Below are 25,113 nucleotides of genomic sequence, written 5' to 3'. Positions count from 1 at the left end.
AGGCTATGGACTCCCGCTACCACCTCGCCGCAGGCATGCGCCGGCAGATCAACAAGGTCTTCCCGACGCACTGGTCCTTCATGCTCGGCGAGATCGCGCTCTACAGCTTCGTGATCCTGCTGATCTCCGGTGTGTTCCTGACGCTGTTCTTCGATCCGTCGATGGCACACGTCGTCTACCAGGGCGCATACCAGCCGCTTCGTGGTGTCACGATGTCTCGCGCCTACGAGACGACCCTGAACATCTCCTTCGAGGTGCGCGGCGGTCTCTTCGTTCGCCAGATTCACCACTGGGCTGCACTGATGTTCGCGGCGTCGATCATCGTTCACCTCGCTCGCATCTTCTTCACCGGCGCCTTCCGTCGCCCGCGTGAAGCGAACTGGGTCATCGGCTGCCTGCTGCTCATCCTGGCGATGTTCGAAGGCTTCTTCGGTTACACCATCCCCGACGACCTGCTCTCGGGCACCGGCCTCCGCGCCGCCTTCGGTGGTATCACGATGAGTATCCCGATCGTCGGTACCTGGATGCACTGGCTGATCTTCGACGGCGACTTCCCCGGCGACCTCATCATCCCGCGTCTCTACGTCGCTCACGTGCTGCTGTTCCCGGGCATCATCCTGGCTCTGATCGCCGGCCACCTCGCGTTGGTCTGGTACCAGAAGCACACGCAGTTCCCCGGCCCCGGCCGTACGGAACAGAACGTCGTCGGCGTCCGCATCCTCCCGGTCTTCGCGATGAAGGGTGGCGCGTTCTTCGCCATGACCTTCGGCGTGCTCGCACTGCTCGGTGGTCTGTTCCAGATCAACCCCGTGTGGAACATCGGTCCGTACAACCCGTCACAGGTCTCGGCAGGTTCCCAGCCCGATATCTACATGATGTGGACGGACGGCCTTGCTCGACTGTGGCCGGCGTGGGAGATCTACCTGTTCAACCGGTACACGATCCCTGCAGTGTTCGCCGTCGCCCTGATCATGGGCCTCGTCTTCGCACTGTTGATCGCGTACCCGTGGATCGAGAAGCGTCTCACCGGAGACGACGCTCACCACAACATCCTGCAGCGCCCGCGCGACGTGCCGGTCCGTACCGCTATCGGTGCGATGTCCATCGCGTTCTACCTGGTGCTCACGATCTCCTGCATCAACGACATCATCGCGTACCACCTGCACATCTCGCTGAACGCAATGACGTGGATCGGCCGTATCGGCATGGTCATCCTTCCGCCCATCGCGTACTTCGTGACGTACCGGTTCTGCATCGGCCTGCAGCGCAGTGACCGTGCAGTCCTCGAACACGGCATCGAGACCGGCATCATCAAGCGGATGCCGAACGGCCAGTACATCGAGATCCACCAGCCGCTCGGCCCCGTCGACGAGCACGGACACCCGATCCCGCTCGAGTACCAGGGTGCTGCTGTCCCGAAGAAGATGAACAAGCTCGGCCTCGCCGGCAAGCCCGGTAGCGGTAGCCTGATCACCGCCGACCCTGTCGAGGAGAGCGAGGCTCTCGAAGCCGCTCATCACGAAGCTGAGCACGAGCAGCTTCAGATCCTTCTGGACTACCAGAACCGAACCAACGGCAAGTCCGATGGTTCCAGTGGAGAACTCCACTAAGAACGTCAGTTGACCAGTGAGGCCCCGAACCGGATTCCGGTTCGGGGCCTCACTCGTTCTCTGAGCGATTCAGTATGGACAACCTCCAAGTGGGCACCACTCCCCCGGTTCGTCGTCTGAGCGCCGACAACAGCAGGCACTACGCTTTGCTAGACCTCGAGCACAGTCGAATAGTGCTCCACCGTCGGGAACGGCTCGTAGAAGTGATGGAGAAGTTCTCGCCACTTCTCGTATCCTGGCGACTTACGGAACCCGATGGTGTGTGACTCCACGTCTTCCCACTCGACCAGCAGGAGATATCGCTCCGGTGATTCCAGGCAGTGCGAGAGCCGCAGCCTGATGAATCCGGGAACCTCGGAGATGATGGTTCGGGCCACGTCGAATGCGGCCTCGAAACGCGCTGACTGCGACGGATCGACCTGCAGGACGGCATGTTCGAGAATCATCTACCGAGTGTTGCACGTTCTCGGGAGTCCCCTCGAGGCGTTGTCGCCTGGTGAGATACTCGGACCATGACATCCCATTCACGCGGCACCTTCGAGATCGATCTTCGCCCCGCCGATCCTGAGCTCTCCGGACGCGTCGGACGCTTCGAGTTCGACAAGACGTTCATCGGCGGCGTCGAGGGCACGTCGTCCGGCCTGATGCTGTCCGCGGGCGATCCGACAGCCGGTGCAGCGGGCTATGTCGCTTTGGAGTTTGTCACGGGGCAGGTCGACGAAGCTGTGGGATCGTTCGCCCTGCAGCAGTTCGGTCAGATGATCGACGGAACGCAGAAGCTTCTGTACGAGATCGTGCCGGGGTCCGGAACCGGCGAGTTGAAGGGCATCGCAGGCACTCTCGAGCTGGAGGTCGTCGACGGTCTGCACCGCTACGACCTCGAATACTCGCTCCACGATTGACAGAGAGCGGTTGTTGACAGGCACCCTCCTACCACCGAAACTCACATAAACGACAACAGAGGCGCCGTACCCGGGTGGGTGCGGCGCCTCTGTTCGAGTGCGGGTGAAACTAGTGCTTCTCGGGTCCGGTGTAGTACTCGAACACCAGGCCTGCGGCTGCGGCGAGCACACAGACAACTGCGACTGCGATGAGCCACGGCTGGAAGTACGCCAGCGACACTGCCGCGAGTGCAGCAGCAGCGGCAAGCAGGATCGGCCAGAAGCTACCCGGGCTGAAGAAGCCCAGTTCTCCTGCACCATCCGAGATTTCAGCGTCGTCGTAGTCCTCGGGACGGGTGTCCAGACGACGGGCGACGAAGCGGAAGTAGGTACCCACGATGAGCGTCAGACCTGCAGACAGGACGATGGCCGTCAGTCCGGCCCACTCGATACCTGTGCGTGACAGAGCGGTGAACACTCCGTAGATGATCGCGACGAGAATGAAGAACATCGTCAGGATCTCGAAGAGCTTGGCTTCGATCTTCATATCAGCACTTGTCCTTGTTCAGTGAAGAGGCTGGCCGGCTCAGTTGCCTGCAGTGGCGACGGTTGCCTGACGGTACTCGCGGTCGGTGTTGAACGGCGTGGTCGACGTAGCCACCGGCGACTGACCGATTGCCTGCAGAGCCTCAGCGGTCGTCAGACCACCCTTGCCCTCCGCGTCACCCTTGCGCAGTTCGATGTACTTGGCGAAGTCCTCGGGCGAAACCGCACGAACCTCGAAGTTCATCATCGCGTGGAACGTGCCACACATTTCTGCACAACGCCCGACGAACGCGCCTTCCTTCTCGATCTCACTGATCTGGAAGATGTTGTCCGAGTGGTTCTCCTTGGGGTTCGGGAGAACGTCGCGCTTGAACAGGAACTCAGGCACCCAGAAAGCGTGGATGACGTCCGAGGAAGCAAGTTCGAACTGGATCCGCTTGCCGGTGGGCAGAACGAGGATCGGGATCTCCTGGCTGGAACCGACGGTCTCGATCTTGTCGTAGTGCAGGTAGCTCAGGTCCTCGGTGCTGTTGCCGTGGATCGGGCCGGGGACTTCTTCGCCGTGATCGTTGACAGTGGAGCCCTCGGTCTTGGCAGCCTCTTCGGCCTCGACGTCGATTCCGTTGTACTTGGCGGAACCGTCACCGAACTCGATGGAGCGGTAGCCGAACTTCCAGTTCCACTGGAAGGCCGTGACGTCTACAACGACGTCAGGGTTGTCCGTCTTGTCCAGAACATGGTTCTGAACGATGACGGTGAAGTAGAAGAGAACCGCGATGATGACGAAGGGAACTGCCGTGTAACCGAGTTCGAGCGGCACGTTGTATGCCGTCTGACGCGGGAATTCCGGCGAGTCCTTCTTCTTACGGTGGAAGATGACGGCCCAGAAGACCAACCCCCACACCAGCACACCCATGACGAGGGCGGCTACAACCGACCACGTCCACAGCTCACGCATGCGCGTCGCCTCCGGGGTGATGCCCGAAGGCCACCCGAAACGAAGCACTTCGTTGTCGATGGAGCAACCCGACAGCAGCAAGGCAGCAATGCCCAGAGATACTGCCAGCCCCGCTCGCCGAAGGATCCGACCTTGCGCCACGTTCACGCCTTCCTGATCGCCACAAAATTCAACTAGGGCATGCCCGGAGGGAAGGCCCAATTACTACGCAGCGTAGACCAAAGCCGGGCGCTATCCATCCTCGGGTCCTCGCCCGTGTCGCGGCGGACGTCACACAGCTCTCTCAGGTGCTGCTCAGGAACGGCTCAGGTCGTTTCGGCGACGCACATCACGTCGATTCGTTCCGCCGCGATCGGCAGGGACGTCGATCTGCGGCATACTTTCGTCAAGAGTTCGTTGACCTCTCCCCGACACTCGTGTCCGGGAGCCTTCTGTACAAAAATTCTGAATCGAGGAACCGGACGCTGTGTGTGGACTGCTCGGGCTACTGACATCTGGCGGAACCAGCGAGGACGCCGTCTCGCGGGTCGACCAGGCGATGCATTGCCTTCGTCACCGCGGGCCGGACGAACACGGGACGTGGAACGACGATCACCTCGTCTTCGGGTTCAACCGCCTGGCGATCATCGACATCGCTCATTCCCACCAGCCGCTGCGTTGGGGCCCACCGGAGAACCCGGAGCGTTATGCGCTCACGTTCAACGGCGAGATCTACAACTACTTGGAGATCCGCGCCGAACTGGTCAAGGACCACGACGCCAAGTTCTTCACCGAGGGCGACTCCGAGGCCATCGTCGCTGCATTCCACTACTGGGGTGAGGACGCGGTCCGGCGCCTGCGCGGAATGTTCGCGTTCGCGATCTGGGACACCGACACACGCGAGCTGTTCATCGCGCGCGATCCGTTCGGGATCAAGCCGCTGTTCATCGCGACCGGCGCCGGCGGCACCGCGTTCGGCAGCGAGAAGAAGAGCCTGCTCGAACTCACCGATCTGATCGGCATCGGTACCGAGCTGGATCCGCGTGCCATCGAGCACTACACCGTTCTGCAGTACGTACCGGAGCCGGAAACACTGCACAAGCAGATCCGACGCCTGGAGTCGGGCAGCTTCGCTCGGGTGCGTCCGGGCGAGGAGCCCACGTTCACGCGGTATTTCACGCCGAAGTTCCCGGCCAAGCCTTTTGCACCTGGCACCGAGAAGGCGCGCTACCAGGAAATCGCCGAGGCACTCGAGGATTCGGTCGCCAAGCACATGCGCGCCGACGTCACCGTCGGTTCGTTCTTGTCCGGTGGTATCGACTCCACGGCGATCGCGGCGCTGGCGATGCGCCACAACCCCAACCTGATCACCTTCACGACCGGTTTCGAACGTGAGGGCTATTCCGAGGTCGACGTCGCTGCAGAATCTGCCGCAGCGATCGGCGCGAAGCACGTCGTCAAGGTGGTCTCCCCCGCCGAGTTCGCCGCTGCCATTCCCGAGATCGTCTGGTACCTCGACGACCCGGTAGCCGATCCGGCATTGATTCCGCTGTGGTTCATCGCGAAGGAAGCGCGCAAGCACGTCAAGGTCGTGCTGTCCGGCGAGGGTGCCGACGAGTTGTTCGGCGGCTACACGATCTACCGTGAGCCGTTGTCGCTCAAGCCTTTCGAGTACCTCCCCAAGGGGCTGCGTCGGGCCGCGGGCAAGTTGTCCGAACGCATCCCGGACGGCACTCGCGGCAAGAGCCTGCTCAATCGCGGTTCGTTGACCCTCGAGGAGCGCTACTACGGAAATGCTCGTAGCTTCAACGACGCTCAGCTCCGCGCCGTCCTGCGCGATTTCCGTCCGGAGTGGACGCACCAGGACGTCACCGCGCCGATCTACGCGCAGTCACGGGACTGGGATCCGGTTGCGCGGATGCAGCATCTCGACCTGTTCACCTGGCTGCGCGGCGACATCCTCGTCAAGGCAGACAAGATGACGATGGCCAACTCGCTGGAACTGCGTGTGCCGTTCCTCGATCCCGAGGTCTTCGACGTCGCGTCACGCGTACCGCTCGATCAGAAGATCACGAAGGACACGACCAAGTACGCACTGCGCCAGGCCCTGGAAGGCATTGTGCCGCACCATGTTCTGCACCGTGCGAAGCTCGGATTCCCGGTTCCCCTGCGCCATTGGCTGCGCGGCACCGAACTCTTCGACTGGGCACATCTGCAGATCGAGGAGTCGGGAACCGACCACATCTTCGACAAGCAGGCCGTCGTGAAGATGCTCAACGATCACCGCGAGGGCGTGTCCGACCACAGCCGACGCCTGTGGACCGTCCTGACCTTCATGGTCTGGCACGGAATCTTCGTGGAGAAGCGCATCGTGCCGCAGATCCAGGAGCCGGTGTACCCGGTCAATATCTAGGCCTTCGGCCCCGTGAGCGGTTAGGGAGTCTCCGAACTCCTCAACCACTCACGGGGCGGAGCCCTACTTCGGCAGGATCGTCGCGATCTCGTCCGCTGCCGCGCTGCCGTATGCGTCGGTAAGGCGCTTGAGTGCCTCGTCGCGATTGAACACCCACTCCTGCGTTCCCACGGTCTCGAGAATCAACACAGCGACCAAAGATCCCAACTGTGCAGCACGCTCGAAGCTCAGACCGGCGCCGTGTGCGAGCAGGAACCCGGCGCGGAAGCCGTCGCCAACGCCCGTCGGATCCACCTTGCCGGTCTCGGGCACTACGTCGACGCGCACCCAATTACCTTCGGCGTCAACAATTTCCACACCCTTGGAGCCGAGGGTGGTGACACGGATGCCGACCTGCGCGCGGATCTCTTCCTCGCTCAGACCAGTCTTCTGCTGAAGCAGACCCCACTCGTACTCGTTGGTGAACAAGTACTTCGCGCCGTGAATGAGCGCCTTGGCCTCGTCACCGGACAGGCGGGCAAGCTGCTGCGACGGATCCGCTGCGAACGGAATCCCGAGCAGACGGCATTCGTCGGTATGGCGAACCATGGCCTCGGGGTCGTTGGCGCCGATCAGCACCAACTCGACTGCGCCCGCAGTCTTGGCCACTGTCGCGAGTTCGATCTCGCGAGCCTCGCTCATCGCACCGGGGTAGAACGACGCGATCTGCGCCATGTCCTCGTCGGTGGTGCACACGAAACGCGCCGTATGTGCCTTGTCCGAGATACGGACCGCGCTGCAGTCGACGCCGTTGTCCTCGAGCCACGTGCGGTACTCGGCGAAGTCGGCACCGACTGCGCCGACGAGTAGCGGGGACCCACCGAGCACGCCCATGGCGTAAGCGATGTTGCCGCCGACACCACCGCGGCGAATCACGAGATCGTCGACCAGGAAACTCAGCGAAACGTGGGCGAGCTGATCGGCGAGGAGCTGATCGGCGAAGCGGCCGGGGAAGCGCATCAAGTGGTCGGTGGCGATGGAACCGGTTACCGCAATAGTCACGGATCGTGGCCTTTCAGCGAAGTGAGTACAAGAATGAAAGAGGAGCAAAAGTTCACGTTACCGCCCGTAGCGCCGTCATCGGCGCCCGAGCTGTCGGATCGGAACGGTCTACGTACGAGTCACCACAAACAACTGACGCGAAACCGAATGTCGGTTCCGCGTCAGTTGTTCGTGAATTGAGTTGTGATCGACAGACTCAGTTGAACGAGTCACCGCAGGCGCAGGAGCCTGTTGCATTGGGGTTGTCGATCGAGAAGCCCTGCTGCTCGATGGTGTCGAGGAAGTCGATGGACGCACCTTCGACGTACGGCGCGCTCATCCGGTCGACAACCAGGTTGACGCCGTTGAAGTCGACGGTGAGGTCACCGTCGAGCGTGCGGTCGTCGAAGAACAGCTGGTACTTCAGTCCGGCACAGCCGCCGGGCTGCACTGCGATACGCAGCGCGAGGTCGTCGCGACCCTCCTGATCGAAGAGTGCCTTCGCCTTGGCGGACGCGGCCTCGGTCATCTTGACGCCGTGGGTGGCGGTCTCGTTCTGCACAGTCATGGGCTCTCCCTAATGTTCGTACCAACCCGTGAACGCTTCAACGGTACGCCGCTGCCGACTTATTCCCGCCAGTCCTTTACCGGGTGCGATTCGTCTTCATCCTATCCGGTCTTCCAGACACGGCAACGGCGCGTCGACGCTTGTGGATCCTCACCTCCGGACGCCGCGCCAGAAGTTCCACTCGCGTGCCGTGTGTTCGGCGAGTCCCTCGAGACACGCCGACGCTTCCTCCATCGCACGTTCCACCGACCCGGCGAAATCCGTCACCGACTTCGCCGCGACTATCGAGGTCGACGCATAGTCCGCCTCGTCGAGCGTCACCTGGCCGGCAAAGACGAGCGTCGGAACGCCGTGCGCTGCCCCCGCCGAAGCGAGCGTTGTGACGAGTTTGCCGCGCAGAGATTGGTGGTCGAACTTGCCTTCGCCTGTGATCACCAGGTCAGCGGAAGCCAGTAGCGCGGCCTGTCCGGTGCGATCCGCGACGACGTCGGCCCCGGATCGCCGCTGTGCACCGAGCGCAAAGAGCGCGGCACCGATACCACCCGCGGCGCCGGCACCCGGAAAATCCGACACTCGTTTTCCGGTGGCGGACTCCAACTGTTCGGCCCATCTCGCGTTCCGCGCTTCGAGGACAGCGACGGCTTCGGCGTCGGCACCCTTTTGCGGGCCGAACACCGCTGCCGCACCGTGCTCGCCGAGAAGTACGTGTTCTACGTCGGTGGCGGCGACCAACTGAGTGCCTGCCGTAGCCGCCGCTGCAACCTCCAGGCCGCCCAGCGCCTCCACCAGTCCACGTCCCCCGTCGGTGCAGCAACTCCCACCGAGTCCGACGACAACCGTCTTCACGCCTGCCTCGAGCGCGACAGCGAGCAGCTCTCCCACACCGAGACTGTGCGCGGCGAGTGCGGTGTCCCGCGTCGGCGGACCTCCGAGCAGGCCGAGCCCGACGGCCTCGGCGGACTCGATGTACGCCGTGTCCGACTCGAAAAGCCACGTGGCGTCGACGGCGGCGGTCAAAGGCCCGGACACCCGGGCAGTCCGGATGTCGCCCCCGGCCGTGGCCAAGACGTCGACGAATCCCGGACCACCGTCGGATTGTGGCGCGATGACGACGTCGTCGCCGGGTCGACCGCGCCGCCAGCCGGCAGAAATGGATTCGGCCGCCGCGACGGCAGTCAGGGTTTCGCCGAATGAATCCGGAGCAACTATTACCCGCATAACCGAAGTCTAAGAGTCCCGAATGACCCCGATGTTTCACGATCTCGCGCGTTTCAGTGCCTCGGGCGATTGGGTTTTTCAGAAAGACCGAGGTCGGTTTCCCAGACCGTGCACTTATCCAATAGCCTGGAGGTGTGAAATTGCTACGCCGCGGTGACTCAGACAACTCCGACAAACGTGACGTCGAGGGCACTGAGGCATCCTCGGCCTCCGAAGAGGCGCCCATCGAGCAGGTGGGCAAGGGCCGCCCCACACCCAAGCGTCGTGACGCCGAGGCGAAGAGGCGTGGCCCCGTTGCCCCTGCCCCGCTGACCGCGAAGGAAGCCCGCGCCCGCCGTAAGGCGACCCGCGGCTCCAAGGAGGACCGCAAGGCCGAAGCCGCCGAGCGTCGCGCATCGTCGGCAGACCGCCGCGCCCGCATGCTCGCCGGCGAGGACAAGTACCTGCTCCCCCGCGACAAGGGACCGGTTCGCGCCTACGTCCGTGACTTCATCGACGCTCGCCGCAACCTCGTCGGGCTGTTCATGCCGCTCGCGTTGATCCTCATCATGACCATGTTCGTCACGCCCGCGCTCCAGCAGATCGTCACACTGGCAATGCTCGTGATGATGCTCTTCATGGTCGGTGAAGGCATCTGGCTCGGTCGCATGATCAACAACCGCGTCGCCGAGCGCTTCCCCGACAGCACCGACGGCGGATTCAAGCTCGGCTGGTACGCGTTCGTTCGCGCGTCGCAGATCCGTAAGCTGCGCGCACCGAAGCCTCGTGTGGGGCCGGGCGACGCAATCTGAGCGTGACGAACACGTATAGAACATTGGTCCTCGGCGGCGCGCGGTCTGGTAAGTCCGCGCACGCCGAGGATTTGGTTTGTGGAGGCCACCTACCCGAAAGTTCGGCACCGATCCGGTACCTGGCGACGGCAAGGCGCGATGTCTCCGACGCAGACTGGGAGAGCCGGATCGACCAGCACCGCAACAGGCGGCCTTCCCATTGGTCGACGGTCGAAACCGCAGATGCCGGCGACCTCGCGGCGCAGCTCGAAAGCGATTCACACACAGCGACGTTGGTCGACGATCTGGGAACGTGGCTGACCACGGAACTCGATCGGCAAGGCGCCTGGGACGCTCCGCGCGGCACCGTCACTCCCGCTGCGGACAGCCTGGTCGCCAGTGTCGAGAACTATCGCGGACACCTGGTGCTGGTCAGCCCCGAAGTGGGTTTGGCCGTCATCCCCGAGACGCGGTCCGGACGATTGTTCCGCGACGAGATCGGCACTCTCAACGCTCGTATCGCCGCGGTGTGCGATCGTGTCGTACTAGTGGTTGCAGGGTTACCGCTCATCTTGAAAGATACTGCTGCACAACCGGAAGGCACGATGTGAGTACCGAGGCCAATCCAGGGGCCATTTCAGGGGCGAATCCAGATGCCAACCCTGACGTCGCGCCAGTCAGTAGCGCCGACTTCGAACCCGTCACCCCGCCCGACCGCGAGGTGCGAGCGCAGGCCGATGCGCGTCAGCGTGATCTGACCAAGCCGGCCGGTTCGCTGGGCCGACTGGAGGCTCTCGCCGGCTGGGCATCAGCCTGCCAAGGAGTTTGTCCCCCACACGCTTTCGCTCGGCCTCGCGTCGTCGTGTTCGCGGGTGATCACGGAATCGCCCGCAATGGCGTCTCCGCCTATCCGCCGGAAGTGACCGCACAGATGGTCGCCAACTTCCTCGGGGGCGGCGCGGCAGTCAACGTCCTCGCCGAGGTTGCCGGCGCCACGGTACGCGTCGTCGACATCGCAGTGGACGGCGATACCGATCCGTCCGTCTCGAACCACAAGGTGCGCAGGTCTTCCGGGTCCATCGACCGCGAAGACGCCATGTCGAACGAGGAAACCCTTCAGGCCATCGCCGCCGGCCGAGCGATCGCGGACGAGGAAATCGACGGGGGCGCAGATCTTCTCATCGCCGGCGACATGGGCATCGGCAATACGACGCCCGCAACCGTACTCATCGCCGCACTCACGGACAGTGAACCCGTCGCGGTCGTGGGTCGAGGTACCGGTATCGACGACGCCGGATGGATCCGCAAGACCGCAGCGATTCGCGACGCTCTCCGGCGTGCCCGTCCGCACGTTCGCGACACAGTCGCGCTGCTGCGCACGTCTTCGGGTGCCGACCTCGCCGCGATGGCCGGCTTTCTGGCCCAGGCAGCTTCGCGTCGTACGCCGGTGATCCTCGACGGCGTTGTGGTCACCGCAGCCGCCATGGTTGCCGACGAACTGGCTTTCGGCGCACGTGAATGGTGGGTCGCCGGACACCGCTCCACCGAACCTGCCCACACCATCGCATTGACCCGAATGGGTCTCGACCCGATCGTCGAGTTCGACATGCGTCTCGGTGAAGGTTCAGGCGCAGTCACAGCGCTCCCGATTCTTCAGGGCGCAGTGGCAATCCTGGGCAAGATGGCGACATTCTCCGAAGCCGGCGTCAGCACTCAGGGCAGGGCACCTGCCGACGAACCCGAGTCGATCGACCTGACCAAGACCGATACGGCGGAGTGAGGGTGGCGGGCCCGCTGTCCGGAGTGCCACTGGCCTTCTCGTGGCTGACGGTCCTTCCGGTTCGTGGTCCCTCCGACATCGACCGAACTGCCGGCCGTCGCGCCATCGCGGCAGCTCCGCTCACCGGGATCGCTCTCGGCATTGCCGCGACGTTTCTGCTCTGGGGCACAACCAGTGTCGGCCTGAATCCCTATCTCGCAGGCTTGCTGACGGTAGGTGCGCTCGCTCTCGGGACACGCGGGATGCACGTGGACGGACTGGCAGACTCCGTCGACGGACTGGGTTGTTACGGTCCACCGGAGCGCGCCCGCGAGGTCATGCACAGCGGCGGTGCCGGACCGTTCGGGGTCGCGGCGCTGTTCATCTTCCTTGGGCTGCAATCGGTCTCCTTCGGCGTCCTCGCTGTTGCCGACTCCCCCACGCAGTGGATCGCCGTTCTCGTATCTGTCGCTGCGGGTCGTGTGGCCGTCGTTTTTGCCTGCCGCCGAGGTATTCTCGCGTCTGGCCCGAGCGGATTCGGTGCGCTCGTCGCCGATTCACAACCGTTGTGGGCCGCAATCGTGTGGTCGGTTCCGCTGATCGCCGCTTCCGGCTTTGCCACCGACCGGTGGTGGCTCGGCCCTCTCGTGACCGCGTCGGCGCTGGTGATCAGTGTGCTGTGCGTGCGTCACTGCGTCCGTAGATTCGGCGGACTCAACGGAGACGTTCTCGGATTCGCACTCGAACTCACTGTGACGCTTACGGCCGTCGGCCTCACTCTCGGACTGTGATCCGACGTCGTGCGAGTAGGTGTCCTTGCGTACGAAGGTTGCCTCGCGGCCGAGATCTTCGTTTTCACCGACCTTCTCCTGATCGCCAATCGCGTCGCTGATGGAGCGCCCGCCGACCCCTTCGAGGTATCGGTCATCGCAGCGTCCGGCACGCCCGTCGTTGCGGCAGGTGGATTTTCGCTCGGCGTGCAGGAGGGGCATCACGACATCGATCACCTGGTTGTGCCGGGGTTCGAACTCGTGCCGTCCGAAGACCCTGCGACGCGTTTGTCGCTGTGGGACAGAGAAATCGAGTTCATCCGTGCGTGCGAGGCGCGCGGCGTTCGGGTGTCGTCGGTCTGCGTCGGCGCGTATCTGCTGGGGGAGGCGGGACTGCTCGACGGACGCCGATGTACGACGTCGTGGCTGTACGGTGCGGACCTCGCGAGTCGTTACCCCGGTGCGACGGTTCGAACCGACTCGTTGATCGTCCAGGACGACGGCGTCACCACCACTGCTGCGTTCACCGCCGCGCTCGACCTCGCAACAGCACTCGTGCGCGAGCATCTCGGCGACAAGATTGCGCGTACGACCGCAAGAATTACGCTGGCGCCCGAAAACCGAACCAGTCAAGCTCCGTACATCCTCGACTCGATGCTGCCCGCCAAACACACACAGTTTGCCGACGACGTCGGAAGGTGGCTGGTCGAACGGATGGCGGAACCTTACGACTTGGATCTGCTGTCGAGTGCTTTTCACCTCAGCACCCGAACCATGCTTCGGAAGTTCAAGGACGAGACCGGGGAATCGCCGCGCAGTTATCTGCAGCGTGCACGGATCCGAAAAGCGAAACGGTTGTTGGAATCGACCGACTGGCCTCTCGGAAAGATCCTGGGGCACATCGGCTATCAGGATCCTGGAACCTTCCGTCGCCTGTTCACCGACCGCGTCGGCATCAGCCCGGCCGACTACCGAAAGCGATTCCGCAACGGCGGCGCCGGATAGGTGCGAGGCGAGCCCGCCCGAAAACATGGCGAACCGCCCTCTTCTGTAGTCGATCCCGCGCCGAAAGACTGTGCAGAGGAATTGTTTCGACTACTGAGAGGGCTCACCGTGCCGAACCGGAGCATGACCGAAGACGATCCGCTCGAAGACTTCGACCGTCGAACGATCACCATCGACGCAGTGGCGAAGTCCGTGTACGTGGCCGGCACCGGTCCCGCAGTAATCGTCATGCCGGAGATGCCGGGCATCAGCCCGCATGTAGCGCGATTCGCCCGCTGGGTGCGCGACGCCGGTTTCACTGTCTTCGTTCCGTCACTGTTCGGCCGCGACGGCGCGGTCCCCACAGTGAACGAGGGGCTGACGGTGTTCAAGAGAGCCTGCGTCAGTGCAGAATTCCGCACCCTCGCTGCCGACGAACCGAGTCCGGCGGTCCGTTGGCTGCGTTCACTCGCCGCTTCCGCCCATGAGGAGAGCGGCGGACCTGGCGTCGGCGTGATCGGAATGTGCTTCACCGGTAACTTCGCGTTGTCGATGATGCTCGAACCCTCGGTCATCGCGCCGGTTCTCGCCCAACCGTCGTTACCGCTCGATCGACCGGACGAAACCGACAACGGGCCCGAAGAACTCGAAGCCGTGCGCTCGAGACTCGAGGCCGAAGACCTCACGGTGCTTGCATACCGCTTTCGAGGTGACTCGTTCTGCCGCGCACAACGATTCGCCGCCTATTCGAAGGCCTTGGGCGAGCGCTTCGTCGGGAAGGTACTACCCGACGAAGCGGCCAACGCGACAACGTCGCCGTTCTTCGAACACGTCATTGCCAATCCACACAGCGTGGTGACGGCTCATCTCGTCGACGAGGCGGGATCGCCCACCACCGTCGCACGAGACGAGATTCTGCAGTTCTTCCGGGAGCGATTGCTCGCGGAACGAACCAGCGATCAGTGAAGTTTCGTCATCCAGCCGTGGGTGTCGGCGAAGGTTCCGCGCTGGATACCCGTGAGGGTGTCGCGCAGTGCCATCGTCACCTCACCCGGCTCGCCGTCGGCGATGGTGAACTCGCCCTCGGCGGACTTGACGCGTCCGACGGGGGTGATGACTGCTGCTGTGCCGCAAGCGAAGACCTCGGTGATTTCACCACTCTTGCACTTGGTGCGCCATTCGTCGGTGCTGATCTTGCGCTCCTCGACGGCGAAACCGGAATCGGCGGCAAGGGCGAGCAACGAGTTGCGCGTGATGCCTGGCAACAACGAACCGGACAGCGACGGCGTCACGAGGCGAGCGTCGGGGCCCGAGCCGAAGACGAAGAACAGGTTCATTCCACCCATTTCCTCGACGTACGTGCGCTCGATGGCGTCGAGCCAGACCACCTGGTCGCAACCCTCGTCGGCGGCTTGCGCCTGGGCGAGGAGTGAAGCGGCGTAGTTGCCGGCGAACTTGGCCGCGCCGGTACCACCGGGGGCCGCGCGAACGTATTCGGTGGACAGCCACACACTGACCGGCTTGACGCCGCGCGGGAAGTACGCACCGGCAGGCGAGGCGATCAGCAGGTAGCGGTACTCGTCGGCGGGACGGACACCGAGTCCGGCTTCGGTGGAGAACATGAACGGACGGAGGTAGAGCGCGTCCTCGCCACCGGCTGCGGGAACCCAGTCGAGATCGACGTCGATCAGTTCGGTGATGGAATCGATGAACATCTGCGACGGGAGCTCCGGCATGGCCAGACGGCGCGCAGATGCCGCGAAACGCTCGGCGTTGACCTCGACGCGGAACGAGCTGATCTCGCCACCCGGCTGACGGTATGCCTTGAGGCCCTCGAAGATGGCCTGTCCGTAGTGCAAAACCATTGCGGCCGGATCGAGCTCGATGTTTCCGTACGGCAACACCTGGGCGTCGTGCCAGCCCTTGCCCGCGGTGTAGTCGATCGAGACCATGTGGTCGGTGAAGTGCCGCCCGAAGCCGGGCGCCGCCAAAATGTCACGGCGCTCGGCGTCGGACTTCGGGGACGAGCTCTGAACACGAACGAAATCGGCGGCACCTGTCATGGGCGCAATCCTATCGAACGTGAAAAAGCTCTCTACTTGGTGTTGGTCTCCACGAACGGAGGAGACACCACGACGCACCGAAGAGCACGACCACGGACGTCGACTTCGATCTCGTCGCCGGCCGAGACATTGGCACCGGAATCGAGGAGCGCCAACGCAATTCCCACTTTGAGCGAGGGCGAAAACGTCCCCGAGGTGGTCTCGCCGATTGCCTCGCCGTCACGCAGAACACCGAGGCCGGCACGAAGCACGCCGCGATCGAGAGCCTTGATCCCCCAGAGTTTGCGAGCCGGGCCGGCAGCCTTCTCGTCGGTCAAGGTCTCTTTGCCCCAGAATGTCGGCTTCTTCCAACCGATCGCCCATCCGCAGCGCGCTTCGAGCGGAGAAATCTCGAGCGAAAGCTCATGCCCGTGCAGCGGATACCCCATCTCGGTACGAAGAGTGTCACGGGCGCCGAGTCCGGCGGCCTGCCCACCCTCGGCGCGCACTGCCTCGAGAAGCGCGCGGAACAACGGCTCGCTGTCCTCCCACCGCGGCAGGAGTTCGTAGCCGACCTCACCGGTGTAACCGCTGCGGCACACACGAACAGGCACGCCGTTCCATTCCGCATCTTCGTACGCCATGTACTCGATCTCGGTGGGAAGTCCCAGAGCGGTCAGAACCGCCACCGATTTCGGACCCTGCACAGCCAGCACACCGTAGGCACGATGCTGATCCTCGACGGTGATTCCGTCCGGTGCGAGGGCGACCAGAGCCGCAACGACGTCCGCGGTATTGGCTGCGTTCGGGACGAGGAAGATTTCGTCGTCGCTGACGTAGTACGCAATGAGGTCGTCGATGACACCACCGGACTCGTTGCAGCACAACGTGTACTGAGCCTTACCCGGCCCGATCTTGTTCAAATCGTTGGTCAGTGCGGAGTTCACGAATTCCGCGGCGCCCGCGCCACGCACGACGGCCTTGCCGAGGTGACTGACGTCGAAGAGTCCGACATTCTCACGCACAGAGGTGTGTTCGGCCACGACGCCGGCGTACGAAACCGGCATCTGCCACCCCCCGAACGGCGCGAACGTCGCGCCGAGTTCGACGTGGACGGGGTGGATCGGGCCCTGCAACAGTTGTTCGTCGGTCATGGCCCACAACCTATCGGACTTCGCCGATCGAAACATGTCCGCAGCGAGAGCTCACCCGGCCGTGACGATCGCCCGTCCGCAAACTGCAAAGGGCCTAACATCGACTCAGGCATCCGCCAGAACCGGACGCATCGCACACTCACCTCACAGGAGACACCTTGAGCACTCGCACAGCCCGATCGTTGGGACCCGACCTCGTTCTCGCCGGCACAGTCGCCAAGCGCGCAGAGATACTGGTCGTCGGTCTGACGTCGGGTCCGGACGGCCCCGAAATCGCACTCAGCGAAGGCATCGTCGCCGAAGACGTACTCGCCGAGATCCTCGACAGCCTCATCGCCGTCGGCGCCACGGGCAAGCCCGAGCAGCTCACTCGTGTCCCGGCACCGAGCGAACTGTCGGTCACCAGCGTTCTCGCCGTCGGACTCGGCTCTGCCGACAAGCTCGGCAGCGAGCAGATCCGTAAGTCCGCCGGCGCCGCAGCTCGCTCGTTGTCCGGCATCGACACCGTCGCAACCACGCTCTCGATCCTCGACCTCGGTGCAGCCGCCGAGGGATTTGCGTTGGGCGCGTACAGCTTCACCGAATTCAAGTCGTCCATGACGGCTCCCGGTCCCGATTCGCAGCCACTGGCCCGCGTCGAACTTCTGGTGCCGTCGCCGCGCACGAAGGAGACCAAAGCGACGCTGGCACGGTCGGCTGCCATCGCCGAGGCCGTCGCCACCGCACGCGAGTTCGTCAACACTCCCCCGAGCCACCTCTACCCCGCCGAGTTCGCCGCGCGCGCGAAGGCACTGGGCGTCGAGGCCGGGCTCACCGTCCAGGTTCTCGACGAGAAGGCACTCGAGAAGGGTGGCTACGGCGGAATCATCGGCGTCGGCAAGGGCTCGTCACGCCAGCCGCGTCTCGTCCGCCTCGAATACGCGTCGAAGAAGCGTGGTGCCCGCAAGGTCGCACTGGTGGGTAAGGGCATCACCTTCGACACCGGCGGAATCTCCATCAAGCCCGCCGCCGGTATGGAGAACATGACCTCGGACATGGGCGGCGCCGCAGCCGTCATCTCCACCGTCGTGCTTGCCGCCAAGCTCGGCCTTCCCGTCAACGTCGTCGCATACGTACCGATGGCCGAGAACATGCCGTCCGCGACCGCCCAGCGTCCCGGCGACGTGCTGACCCAGTACGGCGGAATCACCATCGAGGTCGTCAACACCGACGCCGAGGGCCGTTTGATTCTTGCCGACGCGATGGTTCGCGCGGGTGAGGACAATCCCGACTACATGATCGACACCGCCACCCTGACCGGTGCGCAGATGGTCGCGCTCGGCAACCGCACCCCCGGAGTCATGGGCACCGACGAGTTCCGTGACCGCGTCGCCTCCATCTCGCAGAGCGTCGGCGAGAACGGCTGGGCCATGCCGCTGCCGGAGGAATTGCGCGGAGATCTCGACTCCAAGGTCGCCGACATGGCCAATGTCACCCCACACCGCTGGGGCGGCATGCTGGTCGCAGCTCACTACCTCAAGGAATTCGTTCCCGAGGGTGTCCAGTGGGCGCACATCGACGTCGCGGGGCCGGCCTACAACACCTCAGGGCCGTGGGGTTACACCGGCAAGGGCGGTACCGGCGTTCCCGTTCGCACGATGATCTCGGTCCTGGAGGACATCGCGGTCAACGGCTGACCCCTTGCTGTGCGCCTTTATTAACCCCCCGCGGTTAATAAAGGCGCACAGCAGTTCAGGCGCCGTCGCGTAATTCCTGCTCTCGTGCCCGCTTGCGTTCGATTCGCATACGTTCGTCGTGATCGCGCATACGCTGCGGATATCCCGTTTTTCGGACGTCGTAGACCGGGATCTTCAGGTCTTGTCCCAATTTGCGGGCACCACGTTCGCCGCCGACACGACGACGAGTCCACTCCCCGTCCTTCGCAACCAGGACGACGGTCACCTCGGTCACCGTCGTCTGCGGTTCCACATAGGCTTCGACGCCTTCGTGCGAGTGCGCCCAATTCGCCAGATGATCCGCATCACTCTGCGCTGCGGCCTGAGCCGCACTCGGCGGACGCTTGAAACGATCGAACAGTCCCACGGTCGTACCCTCCTCGGTACCGACGCCGCGGATGCACCCCGGCGATATGTCAAGTTTGCCAGGCGATGTCCGTTGTGCCTGCGCACGACATACCGTTTGGTCCGCTTACGACGTTACAGCCGGACCCCCGACGCATACCTACTCGCCAGTAGCCGACACACCCGAAACGGACGGCATCCCCCTCATCGGACACGCCCGGCGTATCAATGGAAAGATGAACGACGGTGACGCCGCGCTCGCGCGTCGACATCGGCAAAATAGCTACAAGTAGCCGCACGTCGCGCGCCACTCGAGCACAATGCATTACGACCACAAGTCGACAAAATTCAACAACCCGAACACAACTGTCGAGGAGTCAAAAGACATGGCCTTCTCCGTCCAGATGCCAGCCCTAGGTGAGAGCGTCACCGAGGGAACTGTCACACGGTGGCTCAAGCAGGAAGGAGACACGGTCGAAGTCGACGAACCCTTGCTCGAAGTCTCCACGGACAAGGTCGACACCGAGATTCCGTCTCCCGTCGCCGGCGTCCTGACCAAGATCGTCGCGCAGGAAGACGACACCGTGGAAATCGGTGGCGAGCTCGCCCAGATCGGTGAAGCCGGCGAAGCCGCAGCACCCGCGGCAGAGGCACCCGCCCCCGCCGCCGAGGAAGCTCCCGCCGAGGAAGCGCCGGCTGCCGAAGCTCCCGCTGAAGAAGCTCCCGCTGCCGAGGCACCCGCTGCTTCGAGCGGTTCCGCTGAAGGTACCGCCGTGACGATGCCCGCCCTCGGCGAGTCCGTCACCGAAGGCACCGTCACCCGCTGGCTCAAGGCTGTCGGCGACGAGGTTGCCGTCGACGAGGCGCTGCTCGAGGTCTCGACCGACAAGGTCGACACAGAGATCCCGTCCCCCGTCGCCGGAATCCTGCTCGAGATCAATGCGCAGGAAGACGACACCGTCGAGATCGGTGGCCAGCTGGCCGTCGTCGGCTCCGGCGCACCCGCCGCGGCACCGGCACCCAAGGCCGCTCCCGCAGCACCGGCAGCACCCCCTGCCCCCAAGGCCGAAGCTCCGAAGGCCGAAGCACCCAAGGCTGAAGCACCCAAGCCTGCCGCCGCACCGGCCGCACCCGCTCCGAAGCCTGCTGCGGCTCCCGCACCGGCGGCTGCCCCCGCAGCGTCCGGTGACAGCAGCCCGTACGTCACCCCGCTCGTGCGCAAGCTCGCCACGGACAACGGCGTCGACCTCGCGACCGTCACCGGCACCGGCGTCGGCGGCCGCATCCGCAAGCAGGATGTGCTCGCCGCTGCGGAGGCCAAGAAGGCTCCCGCCGCCGCTGCTCCTGCTGCAGCACCCGCGGCCGCACCGGCCGCCACCGCAGCCGCAGGCGTCCGACCCGAACTGGCACACCTGCGTGGAACCACGCAGAAGGCCAACCGTATTCGGCAGATCACGGCCACCAAGACACGTGAGTCGCTGCAGAACACCGCTCAGCTCACGCAGACCTTCGAGGTGGACGTCACCAAGATCGTCGCCCTGCGGGCCCGTGCCAAGGCCGGCTTCATCGAGCGCGAAGGCGTCAACCTGACGTTCCTTCCGTTCTTCGCCAAGGCAGTCGTCGAGGCGCTGAAGTCGCACCCGAACATCAACGCAAGCTACGACGAGGCTGCCAAGCAGATCACCTACTACGACGCTGAACACCTCGGCATCGCAGTGGACACCGATCAGGGCTTGCTCTCCCCCGTCATCCACAACGCCGGCGATCTCGGCCTGGCCGGCTTGGCCCGCGCCATCGCCGACATCGCCAAGCGTGCACGCTCGGGTGGCCTGAAGCCGGACGAGCTCTCGGGTGGCACCTTCACCATCACCAACATCGGCAGCCAGGGCGCGCTGTTCGACACCCCGATCCTGGTACCGCCGCAGGCGGCCATGCTCGGAACCGGCGCGATCGTCAAGCGCCCGATGGTGGTCACCGACGAGAACGGCAACGAGTCCATCGGCGTTCGCTCGATGATCTACTTGCCGCTGACCTACGATCACCGTCTGGTCGACGGCGCCGACGCCGGCCGATTCCTCACCACTGTGAAGCAGCGGTTGGAAGAAGCCTCGTTCGAAGCTGATCTGGGCCTGTAAGCAACTGCTCGGCCGGCCGGGGCGTCATCTCCATCAGGAGGTGGCGCCCCGGCTTTTTCAGTACGGTCGGAGATATACGTTCGGATATCGAAGCACGCTGAATCGAAGGAGGCTTTCCGAATGCGAGTAGTCATCGCCGGCTCGTCCGGTTTGATCGGAACGGCCTTGGTGTCATCGTTGCGCTCCGACAACCACGACGTGGTGCGTCTGGTGCGACGCTCGACCGCCGGCCCCGACGAATCGCGTTGGGACCCGGACCACGACCGTCTGGACCTCTCCGTCCTGCAGGGCGCCGACGCCGTCGTGAACCTCTGCGGCGTCGGCATCGGCGACAAACGGTGGTCGGGTTCCTACAAGCAAGCGATCCGTGACAGCCGCATCGTCGCGACCGACGTCTTGGCCGAAGCGGTCGCGAGTCAGAAGGTTCCCGTCCTCGCCAACGCGAGCGCCGTCGGCTATTACGGCGACACCGGCGACAAGATCGTCGACGAGGATTCGCCGGCAGGCACAGACTTTCTCGCCACGACGTGTCGCGATTGGGAACTTGCCACCGAACCGGCGCGTGCGGCGGGCGCCCGCGTCGTCAATCTGCGGTCCGGCGTCGTGATTTCACCTCATGGGGGCATGCTCGGTCGGCTTCGGCGCCTTTATTCGTTCGGCCTCGGCGGGCGACTGGGCAACGGTCGCCAGTACTTTCCGTGGATCTCACTCGAGGACGAGTGCGACGCGATCAAGTTCGCGCTCACGAATTCCGAACTCTCCGGTCCCGTCAACCTGACCGGTCCGGCCCCTGTCACCAATGCCCAGTTCAATGACGCCATGTCCCGTGCGGTCCACCGCCCGGCTCCCTGGATCGTTCCCGGGTTCGCACTCGAAGCGTTGATCGGAGAATTCGCCAAGAGCGGCATCCTCGGTGGCCAGCGCGCCATTCCCGCAGCTTTGGAAAAGGCGGGATTCTCTTTCCGCCACAACACGATCGGCGAAGCGCTGGCGGCCGCACTCGGTTGATTCCGAAGTCGGGCGTAATCTCTACGTCCATGAGCAGCGCTGCCGTTTCCGCCCGGTTCTCGAAACTGCCGATCGCCGTCGAGCAACTCGGTTCGATCGACTACAACGCCGCGTGGGACCGCCAGCGTGAGCTCGCGGCTGCGCGGGCGGACGACATCGGACCGGACACGCTACTGCTCCTCGAACACCCGCCGGTGTACACGGCAGGACGACGCACGGAACCCGAAGATCGTCCCGTCGACGGCACGCCTGTCATCGACGTCGACCGCGGCGGGAAGATCACCTGGCACGGCCCCGGCCAGCTGGTGGGATATCCGATCGTGAAACTGGCCGAGCCCATCGACGTGGTGCGGTATGTCCGACGCATCGAGGAAGCACTGATCACGGTGTGCACGGACCTCGGCCTGAACTGCGGGCGCATCGAAGGCCGCTCCGGCGTCTGGCTGCCTGCCGAACTCGCAAACGAGCAATGGAAGCCCGAGCGCAAGGTTTCTGCCATCGGCGTGCGCGTCCAACGGGGCGTGGCACTGCACGGCTTCTCCCTGAACTGCAATTCGGTCCTGACCGGATTCGACAACATCATTCCCTGCGGCATCCGTGACGCCGGGGTCACGACGCTGTCGCATGAACTCGGTCGCGACGTCACCGTGGACGAAGTCACTCCCGCTGTGACCGAGGCAGTGATCGCTGCTCTCGACGGAACCATGCCCGTCACCGAACGGAACGTCGAGCGCGTCACCTTCGAAAGCGCCTCGCCTACTCCGACTTTTACTACCGTTCAGTACAGCTGACGGGCTCGCCCGAACCCCGTTGCAGTAATCACCGGGCGTAGGATCACTGTCGTGACTATCGCCCCAGAAGGACGTAAGCTGCTCCGTCTCGAGATCCGAAACGCGGAGACGCCCATCGAACGCAAACCCAACTGGATCAAGACCCGAGCAAAGATGGGCCCCGAGTACACGGAGCTCAAGGGCCTGGTCAAGCGTGAAGGTTTGCACACCGTCTGCGAGGAAGCGGGCTGCCCCAACATCTACGAGTGCTGGGAAGACCGCGAAGCCACGTTCCTGATCGGCGGTGAGCAGTGCACACGCCGCTGCGACTTCTGCCAGATCGACACCGGCAAGCCCGAAGCCCTCGACCGCGACGAGCCCCGTCGCGTCGCGGAAAGCGTTCAGGCCATGGGCCTTCGGTACTCCACGATCACCGGCGTCGCCCGCGACGACCTCCCCGACGGCGGCGCCTGGCTCTACGCCGAGACCGTCCGCAAGATCCACGAACTCAACCCGGGCACCGGCGTCGAGAACCTGGTTCCGGACTTCAACGGCAAGCCCGAACTGCTCGACGAGGTCTTCGCCTCACGCCCCGAGGTACTCGCACACAACCTCGAGACCGTCCCCCGCATCTTCAAGCGGATCCGTCCGGCATTCCGGTACCAGCGCAGCCTCGACGTCATCACCGCAGCACGCGACTACGGACTGGTCACCAAGTCCAACCTGATCCTCGGCATGGGCGAAACCCCTGAAGAGGTCACCGAGGCGATGGCAGATCTCCACGCCGCCGGTTGCGACATCCTCACCATCACCCAGTACCTGCGCCCCTCGCCCCGGCACCACCCCGTCGAGCGGTGGGTCAAGCCCGAGGAGTTCGTCGCACACTCGAAGGCTGCAGAAGAGATGGGCTTCGCCGGCGTCATGGCCGGTCCGTTGGTTCGCTCGTCGTACCGCGCCGGCCGCCTGTATGCGCAGGCCATGGCACATCACGGCCGCGAACTTCCCGAGGCGCAGCGTCATCTGACCGAGGGCGGCGACGCTTCCCAGGAAGCCAGCTCACTCATGGCGCGCCTGAATCGCTGATCCACTTTTTGCTGTGCGCCTTTATTAACCGCGGGCGGTTAGTAAAGGCGCACAGCAATGGACGTATCCTGGGTACATGGCGAACGGCAGCAAATCCGGTAAGGGCAAACCCACCAAAGAGGCAAAGGCTGCAGCGAAGGCTGCCCGCAAGCAGGCTTCCAAGGAACGTAGAACTCAGCTCTGGCAGGCATTCCAGATGCAGCGCAAGGACGACAAGCTCCTCCTGCCGCTGATGATCGGCACCCTCGTCGGTGCTGCTCTGGTCTTCTTCCTGGTCGGTCTCATCTGGGGACTTCAGTGGTTCCTGCTGCCGATCGGCATCGTTCTCGGTCTCCTCGGCGCCTTCATCATCTTCGGTCGCCGCGTCCAGAAATCGGTGTACAAGAAGGCTGAAGGCCAGGCCGGTGCCGCTGCGTGGGCGCTCGACAACATGCAGGGCGCGTGGCGCGTCACGAATGCCGTCGCCGGCACCACCCAGCTCGATGCCGTTCACCGCGTCGTCGGACGGCCGGGTGTCATCCTCGTCGCCGAGGGTTCGCCGCAACGCGTCAAGGGCCTCCTCGCGCAGGAGAAGAAGAAGACTGCCCGCCTCATCGGCGACACCCCGATCTACGACATCATCATCGGAAACGACGAGGGCCAGGTTCCGCTCTCGCAGCTCCAGCGCTACTTGAACAAGTTGCCCCGCAACATCGACACCAAGCGCATGGACAACATCGAAGGTCGCCTCGCTGCACTGAGCGCACGCGGCGGCGGAGCAGCGCTTCCCAAGGGCCCGATGCCCGGAGGCGCGAAGATGAAGGGAATGCAGCGAACCATTCGTCGTCGCTGACACTCCCCCACAGCAAAACGAAAGACCCGGGCCCACACGGACCCGGGTCTTTCTTTACTTCGAGAAATTTGTGTCAGCGCGATTTCACGAGCAAAGTGCCGGTCGCGCGGTCCTGCATACCGCGACCGTCGATGTCGGTGATGGTCGCGGGAATGACGAACACAAGCAGCGCCTGACGCCCGAGCGCGCGCACGAAGCCCACTCGGATCGGGCCTTCGATTCGCGCAACCTGAAGTCCGAGGACGAACTGCCCAGGGGTGAAGTTGAACAGAGCCACCGTGACGACACCGACGGCGAACCACACCATCAGAGTGACAGTCGAGGTCATACCGTCGAAGAAGTCACCGGTGATGAGCGAGGCCACTCCCACAGCCATCACCCAATCCACCAACAGTGCCGCGATACGACGGCCCGAACCGACCAGCGAACCCGGACCCTCCTGAGGGAAACCGAGGAGCTCGCCACGGTACGACTGCTCACGGCCGTCCGCGCTCTTCGGCAAAGCTGCTTGCGGCCCAGAGAGCCAAGTTCCGGTGATACGTGCCATGCTGTC

25 protein-coding genes are annotated in these 25,113 nt (G+C 64.0%); 15 read left to right on the top strand and 10 right to left on the bottom strand.

Features of this window, described 5'->3' with window-relative positions; genetic code table 11:
* Positions 1–5: 5 nt before the first annotated feature.
* On the top strand, positions 6–1,610 hold the full coding sequence (locus ASU23_RS32140) for a cytochrome bc complex cytochrome b subunit (protein ID WP_007730057.1): 1,605 nt from the start codon (positions 6–8) through the stop codon (positions 1,608–1,610).
* Positions 1,611–1,759: 149 nt separating this feature from the next.
* On the opposite strand, the gene ASU23_RS32135 is transcribed toward ASU23_RS32140, so the two are convergent.
* Positions 1,760–2,056 carry an antibiotic biosynthesis monooxygenase gene (locus ASU23_RS32135; RefSeq protein ID WP_019748908.1) on the bottom strand — a complete coding sequence of 99 codons (297 nt, stop codon included), beginning with the start codon at positions 2,054–2,056 and terminating at the stop codon, positions 1,760–1,762.
* 66 nt (positions 2,057–2,122) lie between these two features.
* On the opposite strand from ASU23_RS32135, the gene ASU23_RS32130 reads away from it, so the two are divergent.
* Positions 2,123–2,512 (top strand): DUF3224 domain-containing protein, encoded by a 390-nt coding sequence (locus ASU23_RS32130; RefSeq protein WP_058039453.1) that lies wholly within the window; start codon positions 2,123–2,125, stop codon positions 2,510–2,512.
* A gap of 109 nt (positions 2,513–2,621) precedes the next feature.
* Here ASU23_RS32130 and ASU23_RS32125 read toward each other — a convergent pair whose 3' ends face one another.
* Entirely contained in the window at positions 2,622–3,038 is a 417-nt protein-coding gene (locus ASU23_RS32125; protein WP_003941723.1) for a cytochrome c oxidase subunit 4, read from the bottom strand.
* Between the two features lie 39 nt (positions 3,039–3,077).
* Entirely contained in the window at positions 3,078–4,142 is a 1,065-nt protein-coding gene (locus tag ASU23_RS32120) for a cytochrome c oxidase subunit II (RefSeq protein ID WP_007730054.1), read from the bottom strand.
* Between the two features lie 319 nt (positions 4,143–4,461).
* Here ASU23_RS32120 and asnB point away from each other — a divergent pair, with 319 nt between their 5' ends.
* A complete protein-coding gene (gene asnB / locus ASU23_RS32115; protein ID WP_003941790.1) occupies positions 4,462–6,387 on the top strand; it encodes an asparagine synthase (glutamine-hydrolyzing) in 1,926 nt (641 codons plus the stop codon).
* 63 nt (positions 6,388–6,450) lie between these two features.
* Here the strand turns inward: asnB and ASU23_RS32110 are convergent, their stop codons facing one another.
* From ASU23_RS32110 to ASU23_RS32100, 3 genes are all read right to left on the bottom strand, one after another.
* Positions 6,451–7,428, bottom strand: coding sequence for a carbohydrate kinase family protein (locus tag ASU23_RS32110; protein WP_058039452.1), 978 nt, complete (start codon positions 7,426–7,428; stop codon positions 6,451–6,453).
* Between the two features lie 196 nt (positions 7,429–7,624).
* Positions 7,625–7,975 carry an iron-sulfur cluster assembly accessory protein gene (locus ASU23_RS32105; protein WP_007730053.1) on the bottom strand — a complete coding sequence of 117 codons (351 nt, stop codon included), beginning with the start codon at positions 7,973–7,975 and terminating at the stop codon, positions 7,625–7,627.
* Between the two features lie 150 nt (positions 7,976–8,125).
* Positions 8,126–9,193, bottom strand: coding sequence for a glycerate kinase (locus ASU23_RS32100; protein WP_058039451.1), 1,068 nt, complete (start codon positions 9,191–9,193; stop codon positions 8,126–8,128).
* A 134-nt stretch (positions 9,194–9,327) separates the two neighbouring features.
* On the opposite strand from ASU23_RS32100, the gene ASU23_RS32095 reads away from it, so the two are divergent.
* The 6 genes from ASU23_RS32095 (at position 9,328) to ASU23_RS32070 (ending at position 14,442) form a co-directional block, all read left to right on the top strand.
* The gene (locus ASU23_RS32095; RefSeq protein WP_007730051.1) at positions 9,328–9,984 is read left to right on the top strand and encodes a DUF3043 domain-containing protein; all 657 of its coding nucleotides are present in this window, start codon (positions 9,328–9,330) and stop codon (positions 9,982–9,984) included.
* Positions 9,985–9,986: 2 nt separating this feature from the next.
* On the top strand, positions 9,987–10,574 hold the full coding sequence (cobU, locus tag ASU23_RS32090) for a bifunctional adenosylcobinamide kinase/adenosylcobinamide-phosphate guanylyltransferase (RefSeq protein ID WP_054828420.1): 588 nt from the start codon (positions 9,987–9,989) through the stop codon (positions 10,572–10,574).
* A gap of 23 nt (positions 10,575–10,597) precedes the next feature.
* Positions 10,598–11,743, top strand: a complete 1,146-nt coding sequence (gene cobT / locus ASU23_RS32085; protein WP_058039510.1) for a nicotinate-nucleotide--dimethylbenzimidazole phosphoribosyltransferase — start codon at positions 10,598–10,600, stop codon at positions 11,741–11,743.
* A gap of 2 nt (positions 11,744–11,745) precedes the next feature.
* Complete coding sequence (locus tag ASU23_RS32080; RefSeq protein WP_080572302.1) at positions 11,746–12,513, top strand: adenosylcobinamide-GDP ribazoletransferase; 768 nt, start codon at positions 11,746–11,748, stop codon at positions 12,511–12,513.
* A 9-nt stretch (positions 12,514–12,522) separates the two neighbouring features.
* Entirely contained in the window at positions 12,523–13,497 is a 975-nt protein-coding gene (locus tag ASU23_RS32075; RefSeq protein WP_019748916.1) for a GlxA family transcriptional regulator, read from the top strand.
* A 123-nt stretch (positions 13,498–13,620) separates the two neighbouring features.
* Entirely contained in the window at positions 13,621–14,442 is an 822-nt protein-coding gene (locus ASU23_RS32070; protein ID WP_082661511.1) for a dienelactone hydrolase family protein, read from the top strand.
* On the opposite strand, the gene ASU23_RS32065 is transcribed toward ASU23_RS32070, so the two are convergent.
* Both ASU23_RS32065 and gcvT read right to left on the bottom strand, forming a co-directional pair.
* Complete coding sequence (locus ASU23_RS32065; RefSeq protein ID WP_058039449.1) at positions 14,436–15,539, bottom strand: branched-chain amino acid aminotransferase; 1,104 nt, start codon at positions 15,537–15,539, stop codon at positions 14,436–14,438. The genes ASU23_RS32070 and ASU23_RS32065 overlap by 7 nt on opposite strands.
* Positions 15,540–15,571: 32 nt before the next feature.
* Entirely contained in the window at positions 15,572–16,672 is a 1,101-nt protein-coding gene (gene gcvT, locus ASU23_RS32060; protein ID WP_003941726.1) for a glycine cleavage system aminomethyltransferase GcvT, read from the bottom strand.
* A 158-nt stretch (positions 16,673–16,830) separates the two neighbouring features.
* Here gcvT and ASU23_RS32055 point away from each other — a divergent pair, with 158 nt between their 5' ends.
* Complete coding sequence (locus tag ASU23_RS32055; RefSeq protein WP_007730044.1) at positions 16,831–18,348, top strand: leucyl aminopeptidase; 1,518 nt, start codon at positions 16,831–16,833, stop codon at positions 18,346–18,348.
* Between the two features lie 55 nt (positions 18,349–18,403).
* Here ASU23_RS32055 and ASU23_RS32050 read toward each other — a convergent pair whose 3' ends face one another.
* A complete protein-coding gene (locus tag ASU23_RS32050) occupies positions 18,404–18,754 on the bottom strand; it encodes a hypothetical protein (RefSeq protein ID WP_058039448.1) in 351 nt (116 codons plus the stop codon).
* Positions 18,755–19,118: 364 nt separating this feature from the next.
* Here ASU23_RS32050 and sucB point away from each other — a divergent pair, with 364 nt between their 5' ends.
* The 5 genes from sucB (at position 19,119) to ASU23_RS32025 (ending at position 24,560) form a co-directional block, all read left to right on the top strand.
* Positions 19,119–20,867 carry a 2-oxoglutarate dehydrogenase, E2 component, dihydrolipoamide succinyltransferase gene (gene sucB / locus ASU23_RS32045; RefSeq protein ID WP_058039509.1) on the top strand — a complete coding sequence of 583 codons (1,749 nt, stop codon included), beginning with the start codon at positions 19,119–19,121 and terminating at the stop codon, positions 20,865–20,867.
* Positions 20,868–20,987: 120 nt separating this feature from the next.
* Positions 20,988–21,875, top strand: a complete 888-nt coding sequence (locus ASU23_RS32040; RefSeq protein ID WP_003941584.1) for a TIGR01777 family oxidoreductase — start codon at positions 20,988–20,990, stop codon at positions 21,873–21,875.
* A 29-nt stretch (positions 21,876–21,904) separates the two neighbouring features.
* The gene (gene lipB, locus ASU23_RS32035; protein ID WP_058039447.1) at positions 21,905–22,666 is read left to right on the top strand and encodes a lipoyl(octanoyl) transferase LipB; all 762 of its coding nucleotides are present in this window, start codon (positions 21,905–21,907) and stop codon (positions 22,664–22,666) included.
* A gap of 51 nt (positions 22,667–22,717) precedes the next feature.
* Positions 22,718–23,728 carry a lipoyl synthase gene (gene lipA, locus ASU23_RS32030; RefSeq protein ID WP_003941610.1) on the top strand — a complete coding sequence of 337 codons (1,011 nt, stop codon included), beginning with the start codon at positions 22,718–22,720 and terminating at the stop codon, positions 23,726–23,728.
* Between the two features lie 76 nt (positions 23,729–23,804).
* On the top strand, positions 23,805–24,560 hold the full coding sequence (locus ASU23_RS32025) for a DUF4191 domain-containing protein (RefSeq protein ID WP_003941625.1): 756 nt from the start codon (positions 23,805–23,807) through the stop codon (positions 24,558–24,560).
* Positions 24,561–24,633: 73 nt separating this feature from the next.
* Here the strand turns inward: ASU23_RS32025 and ASU23_RS32020 are convergent, their stop codons facing one another.
* On the bottom strand, positions 24,634–25,107 hold the full coding sequence (locus ASU23_RS32020) for an RDD family protein (RefSeq protein ID WP_003941579.1): 474 nt from the start codon (positions 25,105–25,107) through the stop codon (positions 24,634–24,636).
* Between the last annotated feature and the right edge of the window lie 6 nt (positions 25,108–25,113).

This window comes from Rhodococcus sp. KB6, assembly GCF_001445685.1.
Classification (GTDB): Bacteria; Actinomycetota; Actinomycetes; order Mycobacteriales; family Mycobacteriaceae; genus Rhodococcus_F; species Rhodococcus_F qingshengii.
The sequence above is the reverse complement of the archived record's forward strand: the minus strand, read 5'-3'. Positions and strand labels throughout refer to the sequence as shown.

Coding starts and splice junctions, on each gene's coding strand:
- ASU23_RS32140 (WP_007730057.1), top strand. CDS start 6: ATGGACTCCCGCTACCACCTCGCCGCAGGCATGCGCCGGCAGATCAAC.
- ASU23_RS32135 (WP_019748908.1), bottom strand. CDS start 2,056: ATGATTCTCGAACATGCCGTCCTGCAGGTCGATCCGTCGCAGTCAGCG.
- ASU23_RS32130 (WP_058039453.1), top strand. CDS start 2,123: ATGACATCCCATTCACGCGGCACCTTCGAGATCGATCTTCGCCCCGCC.
- ASU23_RS32125 (WP_003941723.1), bottom strand. CDS start 3,038: ATGAAGATCGAAGCCAAGCTCTTCGAGATCCTGACGATGTTCTTCATT.
- ASU23_RS32105 (WP_007730053.1), bottom strand. CDS start 7,975: ATGACTGTGCAGAACGAGACCGCCACCCACGGCGTCAAGATGACCGAG.
- ASU23_RS32100 (WP_058039451.1), bottom strand. CDS start 9,193: ATGCGGGTAATAGTTGCTCCGGATTCATTCGGCGAAACCCTGACTGCC.
- ASU23_RS32070 (WP_082661511.1), top strand. CDS start 13,621: ATGACCGAAGACGATCCGCTCGAAGACTTCGACCGTCGAACGATCACC.
- ASU23_RS32065 (WP_058039449.1), bottom strand. CDS start 15,539: ATGACAGGTGCCGCCGATTTCGTTCGTGTTCAGAGCTCGTCCCCGAAG.
- gcvT (WP_003941726.1), bottom strand. CDS start 16,672: ATGACCGACGAACAACTGTTGCAGGGCCCGATCCACCCCGTCCACGTC.
- sucB (WP_058039509.1), top strand. CDS start 19,119: ATGGCCTTCTCCGTCCAGATGCCAGCCCTAGGTGAGAGCGTCACCGAG.
- ASU23_RS32040 (WP_003941584.1), top strand. CDS start 20,988: ATGCGAGTAGTCATCGCCGGCTCGTCCGGTTTGATCGGAACGGCCTTG.
- lipB (WP_058039447.1), top strand. CDS start 21,905: ATGAGCAGCGCTGCCGTTTCCGCCCGGTTCTCGAAACTGCCGATCGCC.
- ASU23_RS32025 (WP_003941625.1), top strand. CDS start 23,805: ATGGCGAACGGCAGCAAATCCGGTAAGGGCAAACCCACCAAAGAGGCA.
- ASU23_RS32020 (WP_003941579.1), bottom strand. CDS start 25,107: ATGGCACGTATCACCGGAACTTGGCTCTCTGGGCCGCAAGCAGCTTTG.